Below are 15357 nucleotides of genomic sequence, written 5' to 3' on the forward strand. Positions count from 1 at the left end.
CAGTAACGATAGTAGAAGAATCAGTTAAAGTTGTGTCAGCACCTTCAGCTTTTTTTTCTGAGTTACAAGCAACAACTGATAAAGATAAAGCTAAAGCTAAAAAGCCTAATTTGAATGCATTTTTCATGTTTGAATATTTTTTAGTAATTAATTAATTAATTTACCCTTAATACGTAGATATTAAAAAGGTAACCCATAAAATTTAAAAAAAAATAAAAAAGTCCTTAAGAGGTTGATCTTAAGGACTTTTTTATATAAGTAATGTTAGACTAGTGTTTAACTTCTTCTGTAGTAGTTGTAGTAGCTTTTACAGTTGTATCTTTTACTGTAGAATCTTTAACAACAGTATCAACACCAGTAGTGTCAGTAACGATAGTAGAAGAATCAGTTAAAGTTGTGTCAGCACCTTCAGCTTTTTTTTCTGAGTTACAAGCAACAACTGATAAAGATAAAGCTAAAGCTAAAAAGCCTAATTTGAATGCATTTTTCATTTTTGAATTTTTTAAGTAATTAATTTTCTTGTTAATGCCGCAAAGGTAGAAAGGTAACCCAACAATTTTCGAAAAAGTGAAAATATTTTTTAATAATCTTTTTGGGTTACCGTTTGTATAGCGGAGGTATTAAACTCTGTTAGTGGCTGTAATTTTTTTTGTCTAATATTGGGTTACTATTTACCGAAAAATGTATTAACTAGTGAATAACAGTTTAAAGAGTTCAGTTCCAACGGATAGAGAGGTTATTTTAGGTATTCTAAATAACTCTGAAGATACACTTAACAAGTTATATAAGGCTTATTTTGCGATGGTTTTGCAATTTATCCTGAATAATAATGGTGATGAAGATGATGCAAAAGATGTGTATCAGGAGGCAATTATTATTTTATATAACAAAATTAAGGAGGGAAACTTCGAGCTCAGCAGTAAGCTTAAAACATATATTTATTCGGTTTGCCGGAGGATTTGGTTGAAAAAATTAAGTCAGAGTAGTAGAAAAACAGGCAATATTAACGATTATGAAGATGTGTTTGCTGTTGAGGAAGATGTAGAAGAACACGAAGAAAAAGATTTGCAATTTGTAAAAATGCAGTCGGCTCTGGATCATCTTGGCGAACCCTGTAAAACCATTATTCAAGATTTTTATATACATAGTTTATCCATGCAGGATATTTGCGAAAAGTTTGGGTACACCAATACTGATAATGCGAAAACTCAGAAATATAAGTGCCTGCAACGGTTAAAAAAAATATTTTTTCAACCATAATAATTGAAATGAGAAACGATTTGGAGTTAGATGCAATTATTGAAGATTATCTGTTAGGTAAACTTAATCCACAAGAAACCGAAGCTTTTGAACAGCTACGCCGCAATGATCCGGCTGTAGATCATAAAGTGGTTTCCCATAAGTTCTTTATGGAATCTATGGAAATGTTTGCGGCGCAAATCCGTCTTAAGGAACAATTAAATAGCATTCATACAGAAATAGATGTAGATAGTCTGGCTACGAAGCTTGGTCCTCATCCTTCACGTGTGGTGCAGTTATGGCGTGAACATAAGTCGGTAATTGCCGTTGCTGCGTCATTCCTCGTTCTATCGCTGGTTTCCGTTTATTCTATTCAGCACAATACCAAGCAAAAAGAACAGCTTGTATTGTTGAGCAATCAGGTAAACAAAGCAATCAAAACCCAGAACAGTTTAATCAGGAAGATAAACAATACCAATGCAAGTCCGGGTAAACCTGCGGTTCAAAATAGTTTTGGTGGTACCGGCTTTGCTATTTCTACCAATGGTTATATCCTTACTAATTTGCATGTAATTAATGGTGCTGATTCTTTATATGTTCAAAATAACAAGGGTGAATCTTTTAAAGTAAAATCAATTTATACTGATCCTCAGAACGATATCGCAATCCTGAAAATAAGTGACAAAAATTTCAATCATTTATCTGCTATTCCTTATTCTATCAAGAAGAATACCAGCAGTATTGGCGAAATAGTGTATACCTTAGGTTATCCTAAAGATGATGCTGTTTTAGGTGAAGGCTATGTAAGTTCGAAAAATGGTTTTATTGGAGACACTACGCAATACCAGGTTTCTATTCCTGTTAATCCGGGAAATAGTGGTGGACCACTTTTAGATGCTAATGGTAATCTTGTCGGAATTATCAGCGGAAAGCCGGATCAAACAGAAGGTGCCGCATTTGCCATTAAATCTAAGTATATTCTCGAAGCCATGCGTGCTATCCCTCAAGATTCATTAGGTTCCAGCAAACTTTCATCTACGAAGAAAAGCTTAATGTCTGGATTGAAACGTACAAAACAGATTGAGAAATTACAGGATTATGTGTTCATGATCAAAGTTTATAATTAAATAACCCAAACAAATTAATATTTGAATCCCCCTGTTGCGTAACTTCTTCAGGGGTTTTTTGTGCAATTATAATTTTGATGTCTAAAAGCAATATTAAATCTATGTATTTACTATAGTATTGATTAGATTTGTTTAAATCAACTTAAAATCAATATTATTATGAGCATAAGATTAGGCGATACCGCACCAAATTTTCAAGCGGAAACATCAATTGGAAAGATAGATTTTTATGAATATTTAGGAGATAGCTGGGGAGTTTTATTTTCTCACCCGGCAGATTATACGCCAGTTTGCACTACAGAACTCGGCCGGACCGCTGCTTTAAAAGGTGAGTTCGAAAAGCGTAATGTAAAGGTACTGGCTTTGAGTGTTGATTCAGCAGAATCTCACAAAGGGTGGATTAAGGATATCAATGAAACTCAAAATACATCGGTTGAGTTTCCAATAATTGCAGATGCTGATAAAACGGTTGCAAATCTTTATGATATGATTCATCCAAATGCTTCAGAAACGCAGACCGTGAGATCGCTTTTTGTCATTAGCCCTGATAAAAAAGTAAAACTAACCATTACTTATCCAGCATCTACCGGAAGAAATTTTAATGAGGTGTTAAGGGTAATTGATTCTTTACAACTCACTGCTCAATATACGGTTGCCACACCGGCCGATTGGAAAGATGGTGAAGATGTGATTGTAATTAATAGTATTAAAACGGAAGATATTCCTGATAAATTTCCAAAAGGACACAAAGTGATCAAGCCATATCTGCGTACTACACCACAACCGAACAAATAAGTACGTATTTTTTTATAAATACGCAACATTATCGTTAACAAAGGATCGTTTCGGTCATGTTGTATCTGTATTTATTATATTTGATAGTTTTGTTCGAAGATTGACGCTTAATAAGTAATTAATTTTTTAATTGTTTTGAGAAAATAAAGGACAAGATCTAAAGAATTATTTATTTATTGTTATTTTTTTTTTTTATGGCAACAGGAAAAGTTAAGTGGTTTAATACTCAAAAAGGTTTTGGATTTATATTGCAAGAGGATAATACCGATTTATTTGTTCATTTTAAAGATGTTTTAGGCGGAATTGATGGTATACAAGAAGGAGACAGTGTAGAATTTGAAGTAGCCGATGGTAAAAAAGGGTTACAGGCAATAAATGTAAAAAAAGTTAGCTAAGCACAATTGCTAGATAGAAAGAGCCCTTCTCATTGAAAGGCTCTTTTCGTTTACAATCAATTCTATAAAAGAGCCGATCCATGATAAATCATTATGGTTGTGATCAATAGTGTTGAATAATTGATGCCTTAATAATAATATTTTCGCCGTTGGCCACTTTTGTGAAGATAAAGAATTGATCATGATCAGGTTTAATTTTATACTTTTTGACCAAATCTTCCGGTTTTGCCGGATAATTCCTTACCAAAACATTTCCTATTAAACCATTTACTTTCTTTAAGTCAGTAGCGGTTAATTGTTCTTTAAGTTCGAAAATTCTTCCTGGGAAATCACTGTTAATCGTGTTGCTTGCATAAAGTTGTGTTTGCGGATGCAACTTTACCAATTGATATCGGATTGCAATCAAATTAAAGGCACCCGATTTTAACAATGCAGCGTCTGGTTCATATAAATATTTTAAGCCTGAGAGATCATTAAGGAATGCTACTTGTACATTGCTTTCAGATTTTTCAAAGCCAAATGCTTTTTCTGTTTCATTCAACGATACCGCTATGATTTTAGGCTCACCAGAAAAGTCTTTGTCAATAATCCAGATTAGTTCTTTACATTCATTTTTTACGCTTACAATGTGGATTTCACTCACGCATTTTAATTCATTTAAGCCTGCCGTTATATCCAATAGGGGAGCAGTTTTGATGATAATCCTTTTAGATTTTTGCAATAATAAATCCAGATTAGCAGTAACATTTGGCGTGCAGTCTTTCAACATGAATACTTTGCCCTTATCGGCTCTCCGTGCAGGGTCTACATAAATAGTGTCGTACTGCTGAATGGTATTGTTGATAAATTCCATACCATCAACGGCTTCAAATTGGATATGAGTAGCATCAAGGATTTCGGCATTATATGCCGCTATTTGAGAAAGTTCGGGATTAATTTCACAGTGGGTTACCGCAGTAACCTGCTTAGAAAAATAATAAGCATCAATGCCAAAGCCCCCTGTCAGATCAATTAATTTATCACCAACTGCCAATTTTGATTTATACTGCGCTGTAATTTCTGATGATGTTTGTTCGATGGATAATGCAGGCGGATAATAAATGCCAGGGGTTTGAAACCACGTAAGCAGTTTCTTTTCCGATTTTTTCTTACTCAGTAATTGTCCGGCTAATTCCGCAGATGTTATCCCTTCGAATTTACTTTTAGCTAAAGCAATCTGATTTACATCTGCGTTTAAATTTGCGTTGATGTAATCTTGGACAGATTTGGCTAAAAGTTTATTGTTCATTTTTTTGGGGTAATATCAAGTATTAGGTAGCGAGTATTCGGTATCTAGTATTAAGTATCAGGTATCAAGATGGGCATTTGTCTTCCGACTTCGGACTGTGGACTTCTGACTATCTATTCTTCATCACCATCTGGCAGGTATGGCGACTCTTTACTTCGAGTAAAATATCTTTATTAACCGTTACCCGATCAATCGTGCTTTGATTATAGTATCTAATGGTTACTAACTCGAGGTTTTTATTGTATTTCACATTAAACTCCGTAGAAAGGTCTTTGATCAATCGCTCAATCCTTTCCGGCTGATCATCAACGCTTACCGAAAAGCTGATGGCCGAGTTTAACATGGTGTTGATTTTGATCTTATGTTTATGGAAAAGTTCGAAAATATTGCTGAGGTTCTCTTCAATAATAAATGAGTAATCTTTAGGGAAGATGGAAATCAGCGCCTGGTTAACCTTGAATATAAAAGATGGAATGGGAAGCGGATTATTATCTTTTGTAATGGCTGTTCCAACGCCCTCTGGCTGAATAAATGAGCGTACGAATAACGGAATTCCTTTATTTTGTAAAGGTTTTATCGTTTTTGGATGAATCACAGTCGCTCCATAATAAGTCAGTTCAATGGCATCATGATAGGAAAGCTGGGCAATTTTTTCGGTTTCATCAAACCATTTGGGATCGGCATTGAGTACACCTGGAACATCCTTCCAAATGGTTAATGCTACAGCATCCAGGCAAGAGGCAAATATAGCAGCAGAATAGTCTGAGCCTTCTCTACCCAACGTGGTAGTGTAATTTTCGCTCGTACCGCCAATAAAACCTTGGGTGACTATAATTTGATCATTAAGCAGAGGCACTAAATCGCGTTGAATGATTTGATTTGTTTTAGCCCAATCTACTTTTCCTTCGCGATACGTATTATCTGTCTGAATAAAATTTCTGGCATCGGCCCACAATGCTTTATTCCCGCTTTCATTTAACCAGGCGGCCACAATTTTAGTGGAAACTACTTCACCAATAGATACAATCTGATCGTAGATATAATCGGCATCATTATCAGGCTCATCCTCAATCAACCAATCGATCTCTACAAAAGTATTAGCCACATCATCATAAACTGAATTGGATTTACCTTGAAAAAGTTCCTCAATGATGTGAAAATGGAAATGCTTTATTTCATCGAAAATGGCATGGGTTTCATCACTGCCATTTAAATAAGCATGTGTTAATTCTTCCAGCTTATTCGTTATTTTTCCCATGGCAGAAACCACCACCAGCAATTTGCCGTTTTGATAATCGCGTACAATATTGCAAAGGTTTTTTACACCAGCCGCATCCTTTACAGAGGCACCTCCAAACTTAAAAATATCCATATTAAAATGCCTTAACCTGATCTGTAGAAAGTGCAGCATTTAACCAGCCGCTTTCCAAATATGCATTGTATTTATTGTAAAAGTTAATTGCGGGTTCGTTCCAGTCCAGCACTTGCCAAACCATTCCATTAAAATTGCCGTTTTTAGTCTCTTCAATAACCTTTTCGAAGAGCATTTTACCAATTCCCTGCCCTCTAAATGCTTCAGAAACGAAAAAATCTTCTAAATATATCCGCGAGCCTTTCCAGGTAGAGTAACGGATATAATATAAGGCGAAGCCTATAATTTTTCCATCAACCTCTGCTACGAAAGCTTTCCAAACAGGGTTTTCCCCGAATCCAGCTTCAATAAAGTGATCCAGGGTTACCGTAATTTCCTGCTGCGCACGTTCGTAGATAGCCAGTTCATTAATTAGCTCGAGAATCCTCGGACAATCTATGGCTTTTGCAGTTCTTATATTTAAATTCATTAAAGATTTTCTGACGTGTTTTTAAAATGTTTGATGGTACGTTTTCCAAAAATACTACTTCCAATGCGCACCATGGTACTACCTTCTTCTATTGCGATTTTGTAATCGGCACTCATGCCTGTCGAAATCTCTTTGAAAGATTCTTCTTTCGGGAAAAAGCTTGCTTTAATGCCATCAAAAAATATTTTCAATTCATTAAATTCAATGGTGATTTGCTTTTCGTTTTTAGTATTCGTTGCAATTCCCATTAAACCAACAATCCGAATGTTTTTCAGTTCGGCAAATTCGCTTGAGCGAAGTAACTCAATGGCTTCATCGTGAGCCAAACCAAATTTGGTTTCTTCGTCGGCGATGTAGATTTGTAATAGACAGTCTATAACCCTTTTATTTTTTACTGCCTGTTTGTTAATTTCCTGAAGTAGTTTCAGGCTATCAACGCCATGAATCATGCTGACGAATGGGGCAATATATTTCGCTTTATTGCTTTGTAAATGGCCTATTAAGTGCCACTCGATATCAGTAGGTAGTTGCGCCTGTTTCTCCACCATCTCCTGCACCATGTTTTCGCCAAAAATACGCTGACCAGCGTTGTAAGCTTCCAGTATTGTATCGGCAGATTGTGTTTTTGAAACGGCGATCAGTTTTACGCCATCAGCCTCAACTTCGTTTTTATATTGTTTAAGATTATCAGCTATGCTCATTTATAACTATTTTTGGGTAAAATTAACAACCTTGCCGCAATTTGGGCAAAAAATAATATTTTAATTGAGCATGAAAAGATTAATGTGGGGTTTAGTGGTGGTTGTTCTGGCTTTTAGCTGCAAGTCTAAAACACCAGATGGCATCATTGATACCGCAAGAATGGGAGGAATTTTATTTGATATTCATGTGGCAGATGGCTATATCTCTACCATTTATGTTCCGGATTCTGCCAGGAAAGTTGCTTCAGCTTACTACAAAGGTATTTATAAAAAGTTTGATACCGATTCTGCGGAATACACCCGGAGCCTAAATTATTATTATCAAAATCCTGAAAAATTACAGGAAATGTATAAAGTGATTTCGACTCGTTTAGATAAGCAAAAGGCCAACATTAAACACGCTGATTCGTTGTTGTTAAAAAAGAAATTTAAAACCGATTCGCTTAAGATTGTTAAAAAATTCAAAGCAGATTCTTTATCCATTAGAAAAAAGATGAAAACCGATTCGTCATCTAAGGTTAAAGCCGATGCACAAATTAAAAAGAAAAAAGCACAGGCTGATTCGATTTTAAATACCAGAAAAAATGGTGATTTGAAACCGTTATCAGTTGCAGTACAATAATATGTTATATCCCGAAAATTGTTTAGAACGTTTAGGTTTTGTAGAGATAAGGCAACTCATTAGCAAGCATTGTTTAAGTCCGATGGGGCAGGCAATGGTGCAAAAGATGCAAGTGATGAATCGTTTTGATCAGATCGATAAATTTTTACGTCAAACCAACGAATTTAAAAGTATCCTGCAAAATCAGGAGCCATTACAAATCAATACCTTTTTTGATATTAAATCTCTGGTTGATAAAATCAGGGTAGAAGGCACTTATCTTCAGGAAGATGAATGGTTTCAGGTTTACACTTCCCTGCAAACTGTTTTTTCTGTTTTGCGGTTTTTTGAAGAGCGGGCGGAAGTTTACCCAACGCTGGAAGCCCTTTTTGAGCATCTACCGATTGAAAAAAATATTCTCAGGAAAATAGAAACGGTAATTGATCAGAAAGGAAAAATAAAGCCAAATGCTTCGAAAGAACTACAGGAAATTACTTCTTCGATTTCACGTGCTGAGCAGGATGTGCGGAAGCGGATGGATTCGATTTACAAACAAGCCATTGCCAATAACTGGGTGGCAGATGGAAGCTTAACCATTCGCGATGGCAGGATGTGTATTCCGGTATTGGCAGAAAATAAGCGTAAACTGAAAGGTTTCGTTCACGATGAATCTGCTACAGGCCAAACCGTTTACATAGAACCAGAAGAGGTTTTTACACTCAACAATAAGCTTCGGGATTTAGAATTCGATAAACGAAGAGAAATCATTAAAATTTTAGTAGCACTTACTGATGATTTACGCCCTTATTCTCCTTTATTGCTTTCCTATCACGGTTTCCTAACCAAGCTGGATTTCGTACGTGCAAAGGCTTTGTTTGCTTTAGATATCGAAGCAGAAATGCCAGGTTTACTTAAAGAACCGAAAACGAAACTGATCAATGCGAGGCATCCGTTGCTGGCACTTTCTTTTGCAACAGAAAAGAAAACCGTTACGCCACTCAATATTCATATTGATGCCGAAACGCGTGTGGTTTTAGTTTCCGGACCAAATGCAGGTGGTAAATCTGTTTGTATGAAAACGGTTGGTTTACTGCAAATTATGCTGCAAACAGGATTACTAATTCCGGTTGATGCCAACAGTGAAGTGGGGATTTTTGAAAATATCTTTGCTGATATTGGTGATGATCAATCCATTGAAAGTGATCTTAGTACTTACAGTGCGCACTTGAAAAAGATGCGTTATTTTGTGGAACATGCCTCGCCAAAAACAATGGTTTTGATTGATGAATTTGGTACGGGTACCGATCCTCAATTCGGCGGACCAATGGCAGAAGCTGTTCTCGAAGTCTTGAATAATAAGAAAGTTCGCGGGGTAATTACCACCCACTATTCTAACCTCAAACTTTTTGCTGGCAATACGCCTGGCCTTGAAAACGCATCGATGCTTTTCGATAATGCAAAGATGAAGCCGCTTTACATTCTGGAAATGGGTAAACCCGGAAGTTCTTATGCTTTCGAAATTGCACAGAATATTGGACTACCGAAAGAAGTTATCCAGTTGGCCAGAGAAAAGACGGGTTCAAACCAGAACCGGGTAGATACCATGCTGGTTGATTTGGAACGGGATAAAAAGAACGTTTACGATGCAAAGGTAAGTCTGGCCAATCAACAGAACAAGGCTAAAAATTTAATCGCTGAGAATGAAAAACTCAGGGAATTTTTGGATGAAAACCGACGGATTTTAATAAAGGAAGCAAAGCAGGAGGCACAAAACATCATTAAAAATGCCAATAAGCTGGTCGAAAATACCATTGCTGAAATTAAGGAAAAACAAGCTGATAAGGCCATTACAAAAGAGCTTCGTCAGAATTTACAGCAAGAACTTATTAAAAATACGGTACCAAAAGAGCGACCAAAACCTGCCCCGGTGGTGGTGGGTGGTGAGATCGCCATTGGTGACTGGGTAAAGTTTACCGACAGTGAAACCACTGGAATTGTGCTGGAAATTAACCGCAATGAATTGATTTTAGCCATTGGCGATTTACGTTCTACAGTTAAAAAGAATCGTGTAGAACGGATCAGTAATAAAGAAGCAAAGAAAGTAGTGCAAAGCATTGGAAGTTCATTCGCAGGGCGAATGAATGATGCTGTTTCTGGTTTCCGGGCGGAGTTAGACCTAAGGGGAAAACGTACAGAAGATGCATTATTTGAAGTAGAAAAATATCTGGATAAGGCGATTATGCTGGGCTTCCCATCTATCAAACTGATTCATGGCAAAGGCGATGGTATTTTAAGAAAGATGATCAGAGAATATCTTCGCAAATATAGTCAGGTAAATAGGATGGAAGACGAACATGCGGATAGAGGCGGAGACGGAATTACGTATGTGTACCTGAATTAAAGAGGGAAACGGTAAATGTAAGATGTAAGATGGAAGAGGGGAAATGGAAAACGGGAAATTGAAGACGTAAAATGAGAAACGTTTAAGGGAAGATGGGAAATGGTGAATGGGAAATGAAAACAAACGTAAGACGAAAAACGTTAACTGAAGATGCTATTCAAAACGGAAAACTGTTGATATGAAACAACTATATAAAAAAATCTATTACTTCTTATCTCCAGGACATTTCTTACAGCGCTTTCCTTTTTTATATTTTTCACAACATTTTTTGTGTTCAGCAGTGCAGCTGAAGATAAATCCCATTCCTTTTTGAAATTCAGGATCGGTAGGGATAATTAGTATTTTGTCTTCGTCTCTCTCGTAAATCATTGCTCTGCAAAGGTAAGTGTTGTTTAGATTAATTCCAATTTAATATTATTCTAAAAAGATTTAAAAGCAAATGTTTGTTTAAAATCACAAGGCATTTACTAAATTAGCAAACTAACCAAAAATTCATAAAATGATAAATAAAGTGGTATCAGGCGCTGAAGAGGCGATCAAAGATATTTCAGATGGCGCTACCATTATGCTCGGCGGTTTCGGTCTTTGTGGTATTCCAGAAAATTGTATCAATGCTTTAGTGGAAAAACAAATCAAAAATCTAACCTGCATTTCTAATAATGCTGGTGTAGATGATTTTGGTATTGGTTTGCTATTGAAGCAACGTCAGGTTAAGAAAATGATTTCCTCTTATGTTGGCGAAAATGCTGAATTTGAGAGGCAATTGTTGAGTGGAGAACTGGAAGTTGATCTCATTCCTCAGGGAACACTTGCAACCCGTTGTATGGCTGCAGGATATGGCATGCCCGCTATTTTTACACCAGCTGGTGTAGGAACCGAAGTAGCCGAAGGTAAAGAAATTAGAAATTTTGATGGGAAAGATTATTTGCTGGAATATGCATTCGATGCGGATTTCGCGATTGTAAAAGCATGGAAAGGCGATGCTACAGGTAATTTGGTATTCCGATCGACAAGCAGGAACTTTAATCCGGTAATGGCAATGGCCGGAAAAATCACTATTGCTGAAGTAGAGGAATTGGTTGCTGTTGGAGAATTAGATCCAGATCATATTCATACGCCGGGAATTTATGTCCATCGCATCTTTCAGGGAAAAGATTATGAAAAAAGAATTGAGCAGCGAACGGTTCGTGTGAAATCTTAAGTCCTCTGTAAGTAGCATTCAATCATTCAATTATTCATTCATTCAATCAATCCCTCATTCATTCATTTTCTCTCTCATTCAAAATTACTTTATGTCACTATCAAAAGAAGAAATAGCGAAACGCATCGCGAAAGAAATAAAAGACGGTTACTATGTAAATCTTGGAATCGGCATCCCAACGCTGGTGGCTAATTATATTCCTGAAAACATTAATGTTGTGCTACAATCTGAAAATGGGTTGCTCGGCATGGGGCCTTTTCCTTTTGAAGGGGAAGAAGATGCCGATTTAATTAACGCCGGAAAACAAACCATTACCACTTTGCCAGGCTCGTCAATCTTCGATTCAGCCATGAGCTTTGGCATGATCAGGGCACAAAAAGTCGACCTGACTATTTTAGGTGCGATGGAGGTTTCAGAGAATGGCCATATCGCTAACTGGAAGATTCCAGGTAAAATGGTTAAAGGCATGGGTGGTGCAATGGATTTAGTTGCGTCTGCAAAAAATATCATCGTAGCCATGCAACATATTAACAAAGCTGGCGAAAGCAAATTATTAAGTAAATGTACCCTGCCGTTAACAGGCGTAAAGTGTATTAAGAAGATTGTTACTGAGCTGGCGGTACTGGCTGTTTTACCCGAAGGTGGATTTCAGCTGCTGGAACGTGCGCCAGGAGTGAGTATTGAATTTATTCAACAGGCTACTGCTGGTAAATTAATTATAGAAGGCGAAATTCCAGAAATGAACTTTGATTAAGTTAATTTCTTCTAAACGAGAAAAGGATAACAGAAGCTATCCTTTTCTCGTTTAATATATGTTTACCAAAATATTGTTTCGGAGATCATTTGAAATGTCTTCCGTTATGGCAATCAGTTCATCTGGTTCATTGGTATTGTTCATTACCACTTTATTGCAACTTTCTCTGTAGGGTAGAAGATATTCCTTATAGGCAGGTACCACATGATTGTGCCATTTGTAAATTACATCATCTTCAGGATAACCGCGTTCTAAACCGTCCCGTTTTACACGCCTGTCCAGGGCTACCTGTTCATCAGCATCTACAAAAATGGTATGATCTAATAACTCTGAAATTTCTTTAAAATGTAGAATAAAGAGCCCTTCAACAATAATGATAGGTGCTGATTTAATCTCCAGGATTTTGACCACAGCCAATGGGTTATTAAAACTATATTCCTTTTTATAAACCACTTCACCATCTAGCAATTGTTTAATGTCTTTCAAAAATTGCTGACTATCTATTGTAGATGGAAGATCAAAATTATAAAGTTTATTTTCTTCCTGACTCATGTCTCCGGCAGGAATGTAATAATCATCCTGAGAAACCAGTGTTACTTCGTCTTGTTTAAAATGGTGAAGAAAGCAGTTTAAAAAAAAAGTTTTACCAGATCCGCTACCGCCGGCAATACCAATCACAAAGGGTTTTTTGTTTAAACTCATTGAGCACTATAGGTTAAATTACATAAAAATCGCTTGTCTAAAGCACCTAATGAATCGGCAACAGCTTTAGTCATTACAATGATAACATCTTTTGTCGATTCGTTCTCTGTAAATTTACCAACAACCTTGGCGAAGGTAGTGCGGTTTGTCATTGGATTCGTTAATTTGATTACACGACCAACGGGTGCGCTGCGGTGTAAAACTAACATTTTTGTACCATCTAAATCAGCATCAGCAATCCATATTGCAGTACCTTTTTCTTCAATCTGACTTAAGCCATACACGCTCGGATCACGACGAAGTTTTGGGTCTTTAACCATCGTGCTATCTGGTTCATTTTCCTGCTCTTCTTTAGACAAGTCATTTACAGATCTTGGCTGAGGTGGTCTTGGAATAATTAACTTCTGATCAGTTTTAATGGTGTTTTCATCCATTTTATTTGCCGATCTGATTTGGTAAGCTGTGATGTTGTATTTTTTAGCAATGGTAAAAATAGTTTCGCCATCTGCTACTGTGTGAATAAAGCTTTCCTCTTTTGATGTAGCCGGAGCTTGTTTTGCCGTTTGCTCAGCCTGTTTTTCTTTTGGTACCTGCACGTCGGTAATGATACCTCCCGGAACTTTCAATACCTGGCCAATGGTGATGGCATTATCTGGTAAGTTATTTAATTTCCGCAACTGGTAAGCCGTAACACCATATTGTTTGGCAATGGTAAAAATCGTTTCGTTTCTTAACACCGTATGTGTGCCGGTAGCGTCAGGAGATTGCGGGGTATCTGTTGTTGTGGTAATTGGTTCTGAAACACTCACTACTTTATTTTCATCTACGTTTTTAGTAGCCGGAATTTTTAGTTTTTGTCCGATGCGAAGGTTATTCCCGGATAGGTTATTAGCCTTTTTAACTTCCTCTACGCTTGTGCCGTATTTCTCAGCAATTTTTCCTAAAAATTCTCGTGCGGCCACGGTGTGTTCGATCATCGTTTGATCTGTGGAAACTGGCGTAGTTGGTTGTACAACAGCAAGAGTTTCTACTTTGGCAGTTTGCACAGGTGCTACGGGAGTATCAGTTACTGTACCATTTTTTGCTGAAATTTTAAGTACCTGGCCGATGCTTAGATTATTTCCTTTAAGGTTATTTAATCTCTTAATTTCATTTACTGTTGTACCGTATTTTTCTGCAATAGCATTCAGGTTGTCTTTTGCTTTAACAGTATATTCTATAATACCGCCATCAGAAGAAGCTGCTGTAACAGGACTGGTACTGCTATTTGATCCCCAGGGAAGATTGGTAGGAACTTTGATAATTACACCGATCTGCAAATATTTATTTTCATTAAAGACCATGATATCCTTTGGAGAAACATTATATCTTCTTCCGATGGAATAATAGGTGTCTTTTGCTACAATTTGATGAACGATGAGTTTTTTGCCATTATTATTTTCTACGCCGATAGAGTCTCTTGCTGTGTTGGCTTTCGCATTTGCAATATTCAAGGCAAATAGAACAACAGCAGATAAATATATTTTATGCATTTATTTTGTATAAATTTCTAAGTCAAATCAAGCAATTATACGAATAATATTATTAACCATATTCAGTTTCTGAAGACAGTATTAAGTATAAGGATATTAACTTAATACTGTTTTTAAATCTATATAATTCATTCACAATTACTTGCAAAGGCGTTAATTGCTATACTATTGATTAATAAACGAACTAATAAATAAGGTATTGCATGAATGGGGGTTTAGATTAAAACTTTTATAAAACTTGTTTGTTAGGTACACATCAAAACAACAATAAATACTGTAGAAAATGGACGCTAAAGAAATAAGCTTAAACGAAAAAGAGGTTAAACCAGTGGTTGATCTTTTAAATGATTATTTGGCTAATTATCATATTCATTACCAGAAACTGAGGGGATGCCATTGGAATATCAAAGGACAAAACTTCTTTACACTTCATGTAAAATTCGAAGAATTATATACCAATGCACAGTTAACAATTGATGAAATTGCCGAGCGTGTGCTTACATTAGGGAAACCACCACATAGCCGTTTTGCAGATTACATTAAGGAATCGCAAATTAAAGAGATTGATACCATCGGTATGAAAGATCTTGATATGGTTGATGCCATTCTTGATGATATGGCGAAATTAATAGAAATCGAAAGAGAACTTTTAGAAGCAACCGATTCAGCTGGAGACGATGGATCAAACGATATGGTGAACCGTTTTATGCAATTTAAAGAGAAAAACACCTGGATGTTACGCTCTTTTGCTGGAAAAAAATAATATTAATAAATAATGTC

The 15357-nt window shown here is 36.4% G+C and carries 16 protein-coding genes; 9 read left to right on the forward strand and 7 right to left on the reverse strand.

The window, feature by feature from the left end; genetic code table 11:
• Positions 1-269: 269 nt before the first annotated feature.
• Entirely contained in the window at positions 270-491 is a 222-nt protein-coding gene (locus tag ACN1CD_RS21690; RefSeq protein ID WP_419132512.1) for a hypothetical protein, read from the reverse strand.
• Positions 492-693: 202 nt separating this feature from the next.
• Here ACN1CD_RS21690 and ACN1CD_RS21695 point away from each other — a divergent pair, with 202 nt between their 5' ends.
• The 4 genes from ACN1CD_RS21695 to ACN1CD_RS21710 all read left to right on the forward strand — a co-directional run bounded on the left by ACN1CD_RS21695 (position 694) and on the right by ACN1CD_RS21710 (position 3556).
• On the forward strand, positions 694-1260 hold the full coding sequence (locus tag ACN1CD_RS21695) for a sigma-70 family RNA polymerase sigma factor (RefSeq protein WP_320463222.1): 567 nt from the start codon (positions 694-696) through the stop codon (positions 1258-1260).
• Between the two features lie 8 nt (positions 1261-1268).
• Positions 1269-2366 carry a S1C family serine protease gene (locus ACN1CD_RS21700; protein ID WP_419132513.1) on the forward strand — a complete coding sequence of 366 codons (1098 nt, stop codon included), beginning with the start codon at positions 1269-1271 and terminating at the stop codon, positions 2364-2366.
• A 159-nt stretch (positions 2367-2525) separates the two neighbouring features.
• A complete protein-coding gene (locus ACN1CD_RS21705) occupies positions 2526-3161 on the forward strand; it encodes a peroxiredoxin (protein WP_419132514.1) in 636 nt (211 codons plus the stop codon).
• A 194-nt stretch (positions 3162-3355) separates the two neighbouring features.
• Positions 3356-3556 carry a cold-shock protein gene (locus ACN1CD_RS21710; RefSeq protein WP_419132515.1) on the forward strand — a complete coding sequence of 67 codons (201 nt, stop codon included), beginning with the start codon at positions 3356-3358 and terminating at the stop codon, positions 3554-3556.
• 103 nt (positions 3557-3659) lie between these two features.
• On the opposite strand, the gene ACN1CD_RS21715 is transcribed toward ACN1CD_RS21710, so the two are convergent.
• The 4 genes from ACN1CD_RS21715 to ACN1CD_RS21730 form a co-directional block, all read right to left on the reverse strand.
• Positions 3660-4844, reverse strand: a complete 1185-nt coding sequence (locus ACN1CD_RS21715; RefSeq protein WP_419132516.1) for a THUMP-like domain-containing protein — start codon at positions 4842-4844, stop codon at positions 3660-3662.
• 109 nt (positions 4845-4953) lie between these two features.
• Positions 4954-6216, reverse strand: coding sequence for an aspartate kinase (locus tag ACN1CD_RS21720; RefSeq protein WP_419132517.1), 1263 nt, complete (start codon positions 6214-6216; stop codon positions 4954-4956).
• Between the two features lies 1 nt (position 6217).
• The gene (locus ACN1CD_RS21725) at positions 6218-6685 is read right to left on the reverse strand and encodes an N-acetyltransferase family protein (protein WP_419132518.1); all 468 of its coding nucleotides are present in this window, start codon (positions 6683-6685) and stop codon (positions 6218-6220) included.
• Positions 6685-7386: a YggS family pyridoxal phosphate-dependent enzyme gene (locus ACN1CD_RS21730; RefSeq protein WP_419132519.1), complete on the reverse strand. Its 702-nt coding sequence runs from the start codon at positions 7384-7386 to the stop codon at positions 6685-6687. Before ACN1CD_RS21730 ends, ACN1CD_RS21725 begins: the two co-directional genes overlap by 1 nt.
• 70 nt (positions 7387-7456) lie before the next feature.
• On the opposite strand from ACN1CD_RS21730, the gene ACN1CD_RS21735 reads away from it, so the two are divergent.
• The 4 genes from ACN1CD_RS21735 (at position 7457) to ACN1CD_RS21750 (ending at position 12343) form a co-directional block, all read left to right on the forward strand.
• On the forward strand, positions 7457-8008 hold the full coding sequence (locus tag ACN1CD_RS21735) for a DUF4296 domain-containing protein (protein WP_419132520.1): 552 nt from the start codon (positions 7457-7459) through the stop codon (positions 8006-8008).
• 1 nt (position 8009) lies between these two features.
• Positions 8010-10388: an endonuclease MutS2 gene (locus ACN1CD_RS21740; protein ID WP_419132521.1), complete on the forward strand. Its 2379-nt coding sequence runs from the start codon at positions 8010-8012 to the stop codon at positions 10386-10388.
• 499 nt (positions 10389-10887) lie between these two features.
• Entirely contained in the window at positions 10888-11589 is a 702-nt protein-coding gene (locus tag ACN1CD_RS21745) for a CoA transferase subunit A (protein WP_419132522.1), read from the forward strand.
• 91 nt (positions 11590-11680) lie between these two features.
• Positions 11681-12343: a CoA transferase subunit B gene (locus ACN1CD_RS21750; protein WP_419132523.1), complete on the forward strand. Its 663-nt coding sequence runs from the start codon at positions 11681-11683 to the stop codon at positions 12341-12343.
• A gap of 51 nt (positions 12344-12394) precedes the next feature.
• Here the strand turns inward: ACN1CD_RS21750 and ACN1CD_RS21755 are convergent, their stop codons facing one another.
• Complete coding sequence (locus tag ACN1CD_RS21755) at positions 12395-13045, reverse strand: uridine kinase family protein (protein WP_419132524.1); 651 nt, start codon at positions 13043-13045, stop codon at positions 12395-12397.
• Positions 13042-14577, reverse strand: coding sequence for a LysM peptidoglycan-binding domain-containing protein (locus ACN1CD_RS21760; RefSeq protein ID WP_419132525.1), 1536 nt, complete (start codon positions 14575-14577; stop codon positions 13042-13044). The genes ACN1CD_RS21755 and ACN1CD_RS21760 overlap by 4 nt, the downstream gene beginning before the upstream one ends.
• 283 nt (positions 14578-14860) lie before the next feature.
• On the opposite strand from ACN1CD_RS21760, the gene ACN1CD_RS21765 reads away from it, so the two are divergent.
• Positions 14861-15340: a Dps family protein gene (locus ACN1CD_RS21765; protein WP_419132526.1), complete on the forward strand. Its 480-nt coding sequence runs from the start codon at positions 14861-14863 to the stop codon at positions 15338-15340.
• Positions 15341-15357: the final 17 nt, after the last annotated feature.

Origin of the sequence: Pedobacter sp. N23S346 (genome assembly GCF_048515415.1) — a bacterium.
GTDB lineage: Bacteria > Bacteroidota > Bacteroidia > Sphingobacteriales > Sphingobacteriaceae > Pedobacter.

Excerpts from the sequence above, each read along its gene's own strand:
- ACN1CD_RS21690 (WP_419132512.1), bottom strand. The coding sequence starts at position 491 with ATGAAAAATGCATTCAAATTAGGCTTTTTAGCTTTAGCTTTATCTTTA.
- ACN1CD_RS21700 (WP_419132513.1), top strand. The coding sequence starts at position 1,269 with ATGAGAAACGATTTGGAGTTAGATGCAATTATTGAAGATTATCTGTTA.
- ACN1CD_RS21705 (WP_419132514.1), top strand. The coding sequence starts at position 2,526 with ATGAGCATAAGATTAGGCGATACCGCACCAAATTTTCAAGCGGAAACA.
- ACN1CD_RS21710 (WP_419132515.1), top strand. The coding sequence starts at position 3,356 with ATGGCAACAGGAAAAGTTAAGTGGTTTAATACTCAAAAAGGTTTTGGA.
- ACN1CD_RS21715 (WP_419132516.1), bottom strand. The coding sequence starts at position 4,844 with ATGAACAATAAACTTTTAGCCAAATCTGTCCAAGATTACATCAACGCA.
- ACN1CD_RS21720 (WP_419132517.1), bottom strand. The coding sequence starts at position 6,216 with ATGGATATTTTTAAGTTTGGAGGTGCCTCTGTAAAGGATGCGGCTGGT.
- ACN1CD_RS21725 (WP_419132518.1), bottom strand. The coding sequence starts at position 6,685 with ATGAATTTAAATATAAGAACTGCAAAAGCCATAGATTGTCCGAGGATT.
- ACN1CD_RS21730 (WP_419132519.1), bottom strand. The coding sequence starts at position 7,386 with ATGAGCATAGCTGATAATCTTAAACAATATAAAAACGAAGTTGAGGCT.
- ACN1CD_RS21735 (WP_419132520.1), top strand. The coding sequence starts at position 7,457 with ATGAAAAGATTAATGTGGGGTTTAGTGGTGGTTGTTCTGGCTTTTAGC.
- ACN1CD_RS21740 (WP_419132521.1), top strand. The coding sequence starts at position 8,010 with ATGTTATATCCCGAAAATTGTTTAGAACGTTTAGGTTTTGTAGAGATA.
- ACN1CD_RS21745 (WP_419132522.1), top strand. The coding sequence starts at position 10,888 with ATGATAAATAAAGTGGTATCAGGCGCTGAAGAGGCGATCAAAGATATT.
- ACN1CD_RS21750 (WP_419132523.1), top strand. The coding sequence starts at position 11,681 with ATGTCACTATCAAAAGAAGAAATAGCGAAACGCATCGCGAAAGAAATA.
- ACN1CD_RS21755 (WP_419132524.1), bottom strand. The coding sequence starts at position 13,045 with ATGAGTTTAAACAAAAAACCCTTTGTGATTGGTATTGCCGGCGGTAGC.
- ACN1CD_RS21760 (WP_419132525.1), bottom strand. The coding sequence starts at position 14,577 with ATGCATAAAATATATTTATCTGCTGTTGTTCTATTTGCCTTGAATATT.
- ACN1CD_RS21765 (WP_419132526.1), top strand. The coding sequence starts at position 14,861 with ATGGACGCTAAAGAAATAAGCTTAAACGAAAAAGAGGTTAAACCAGTG.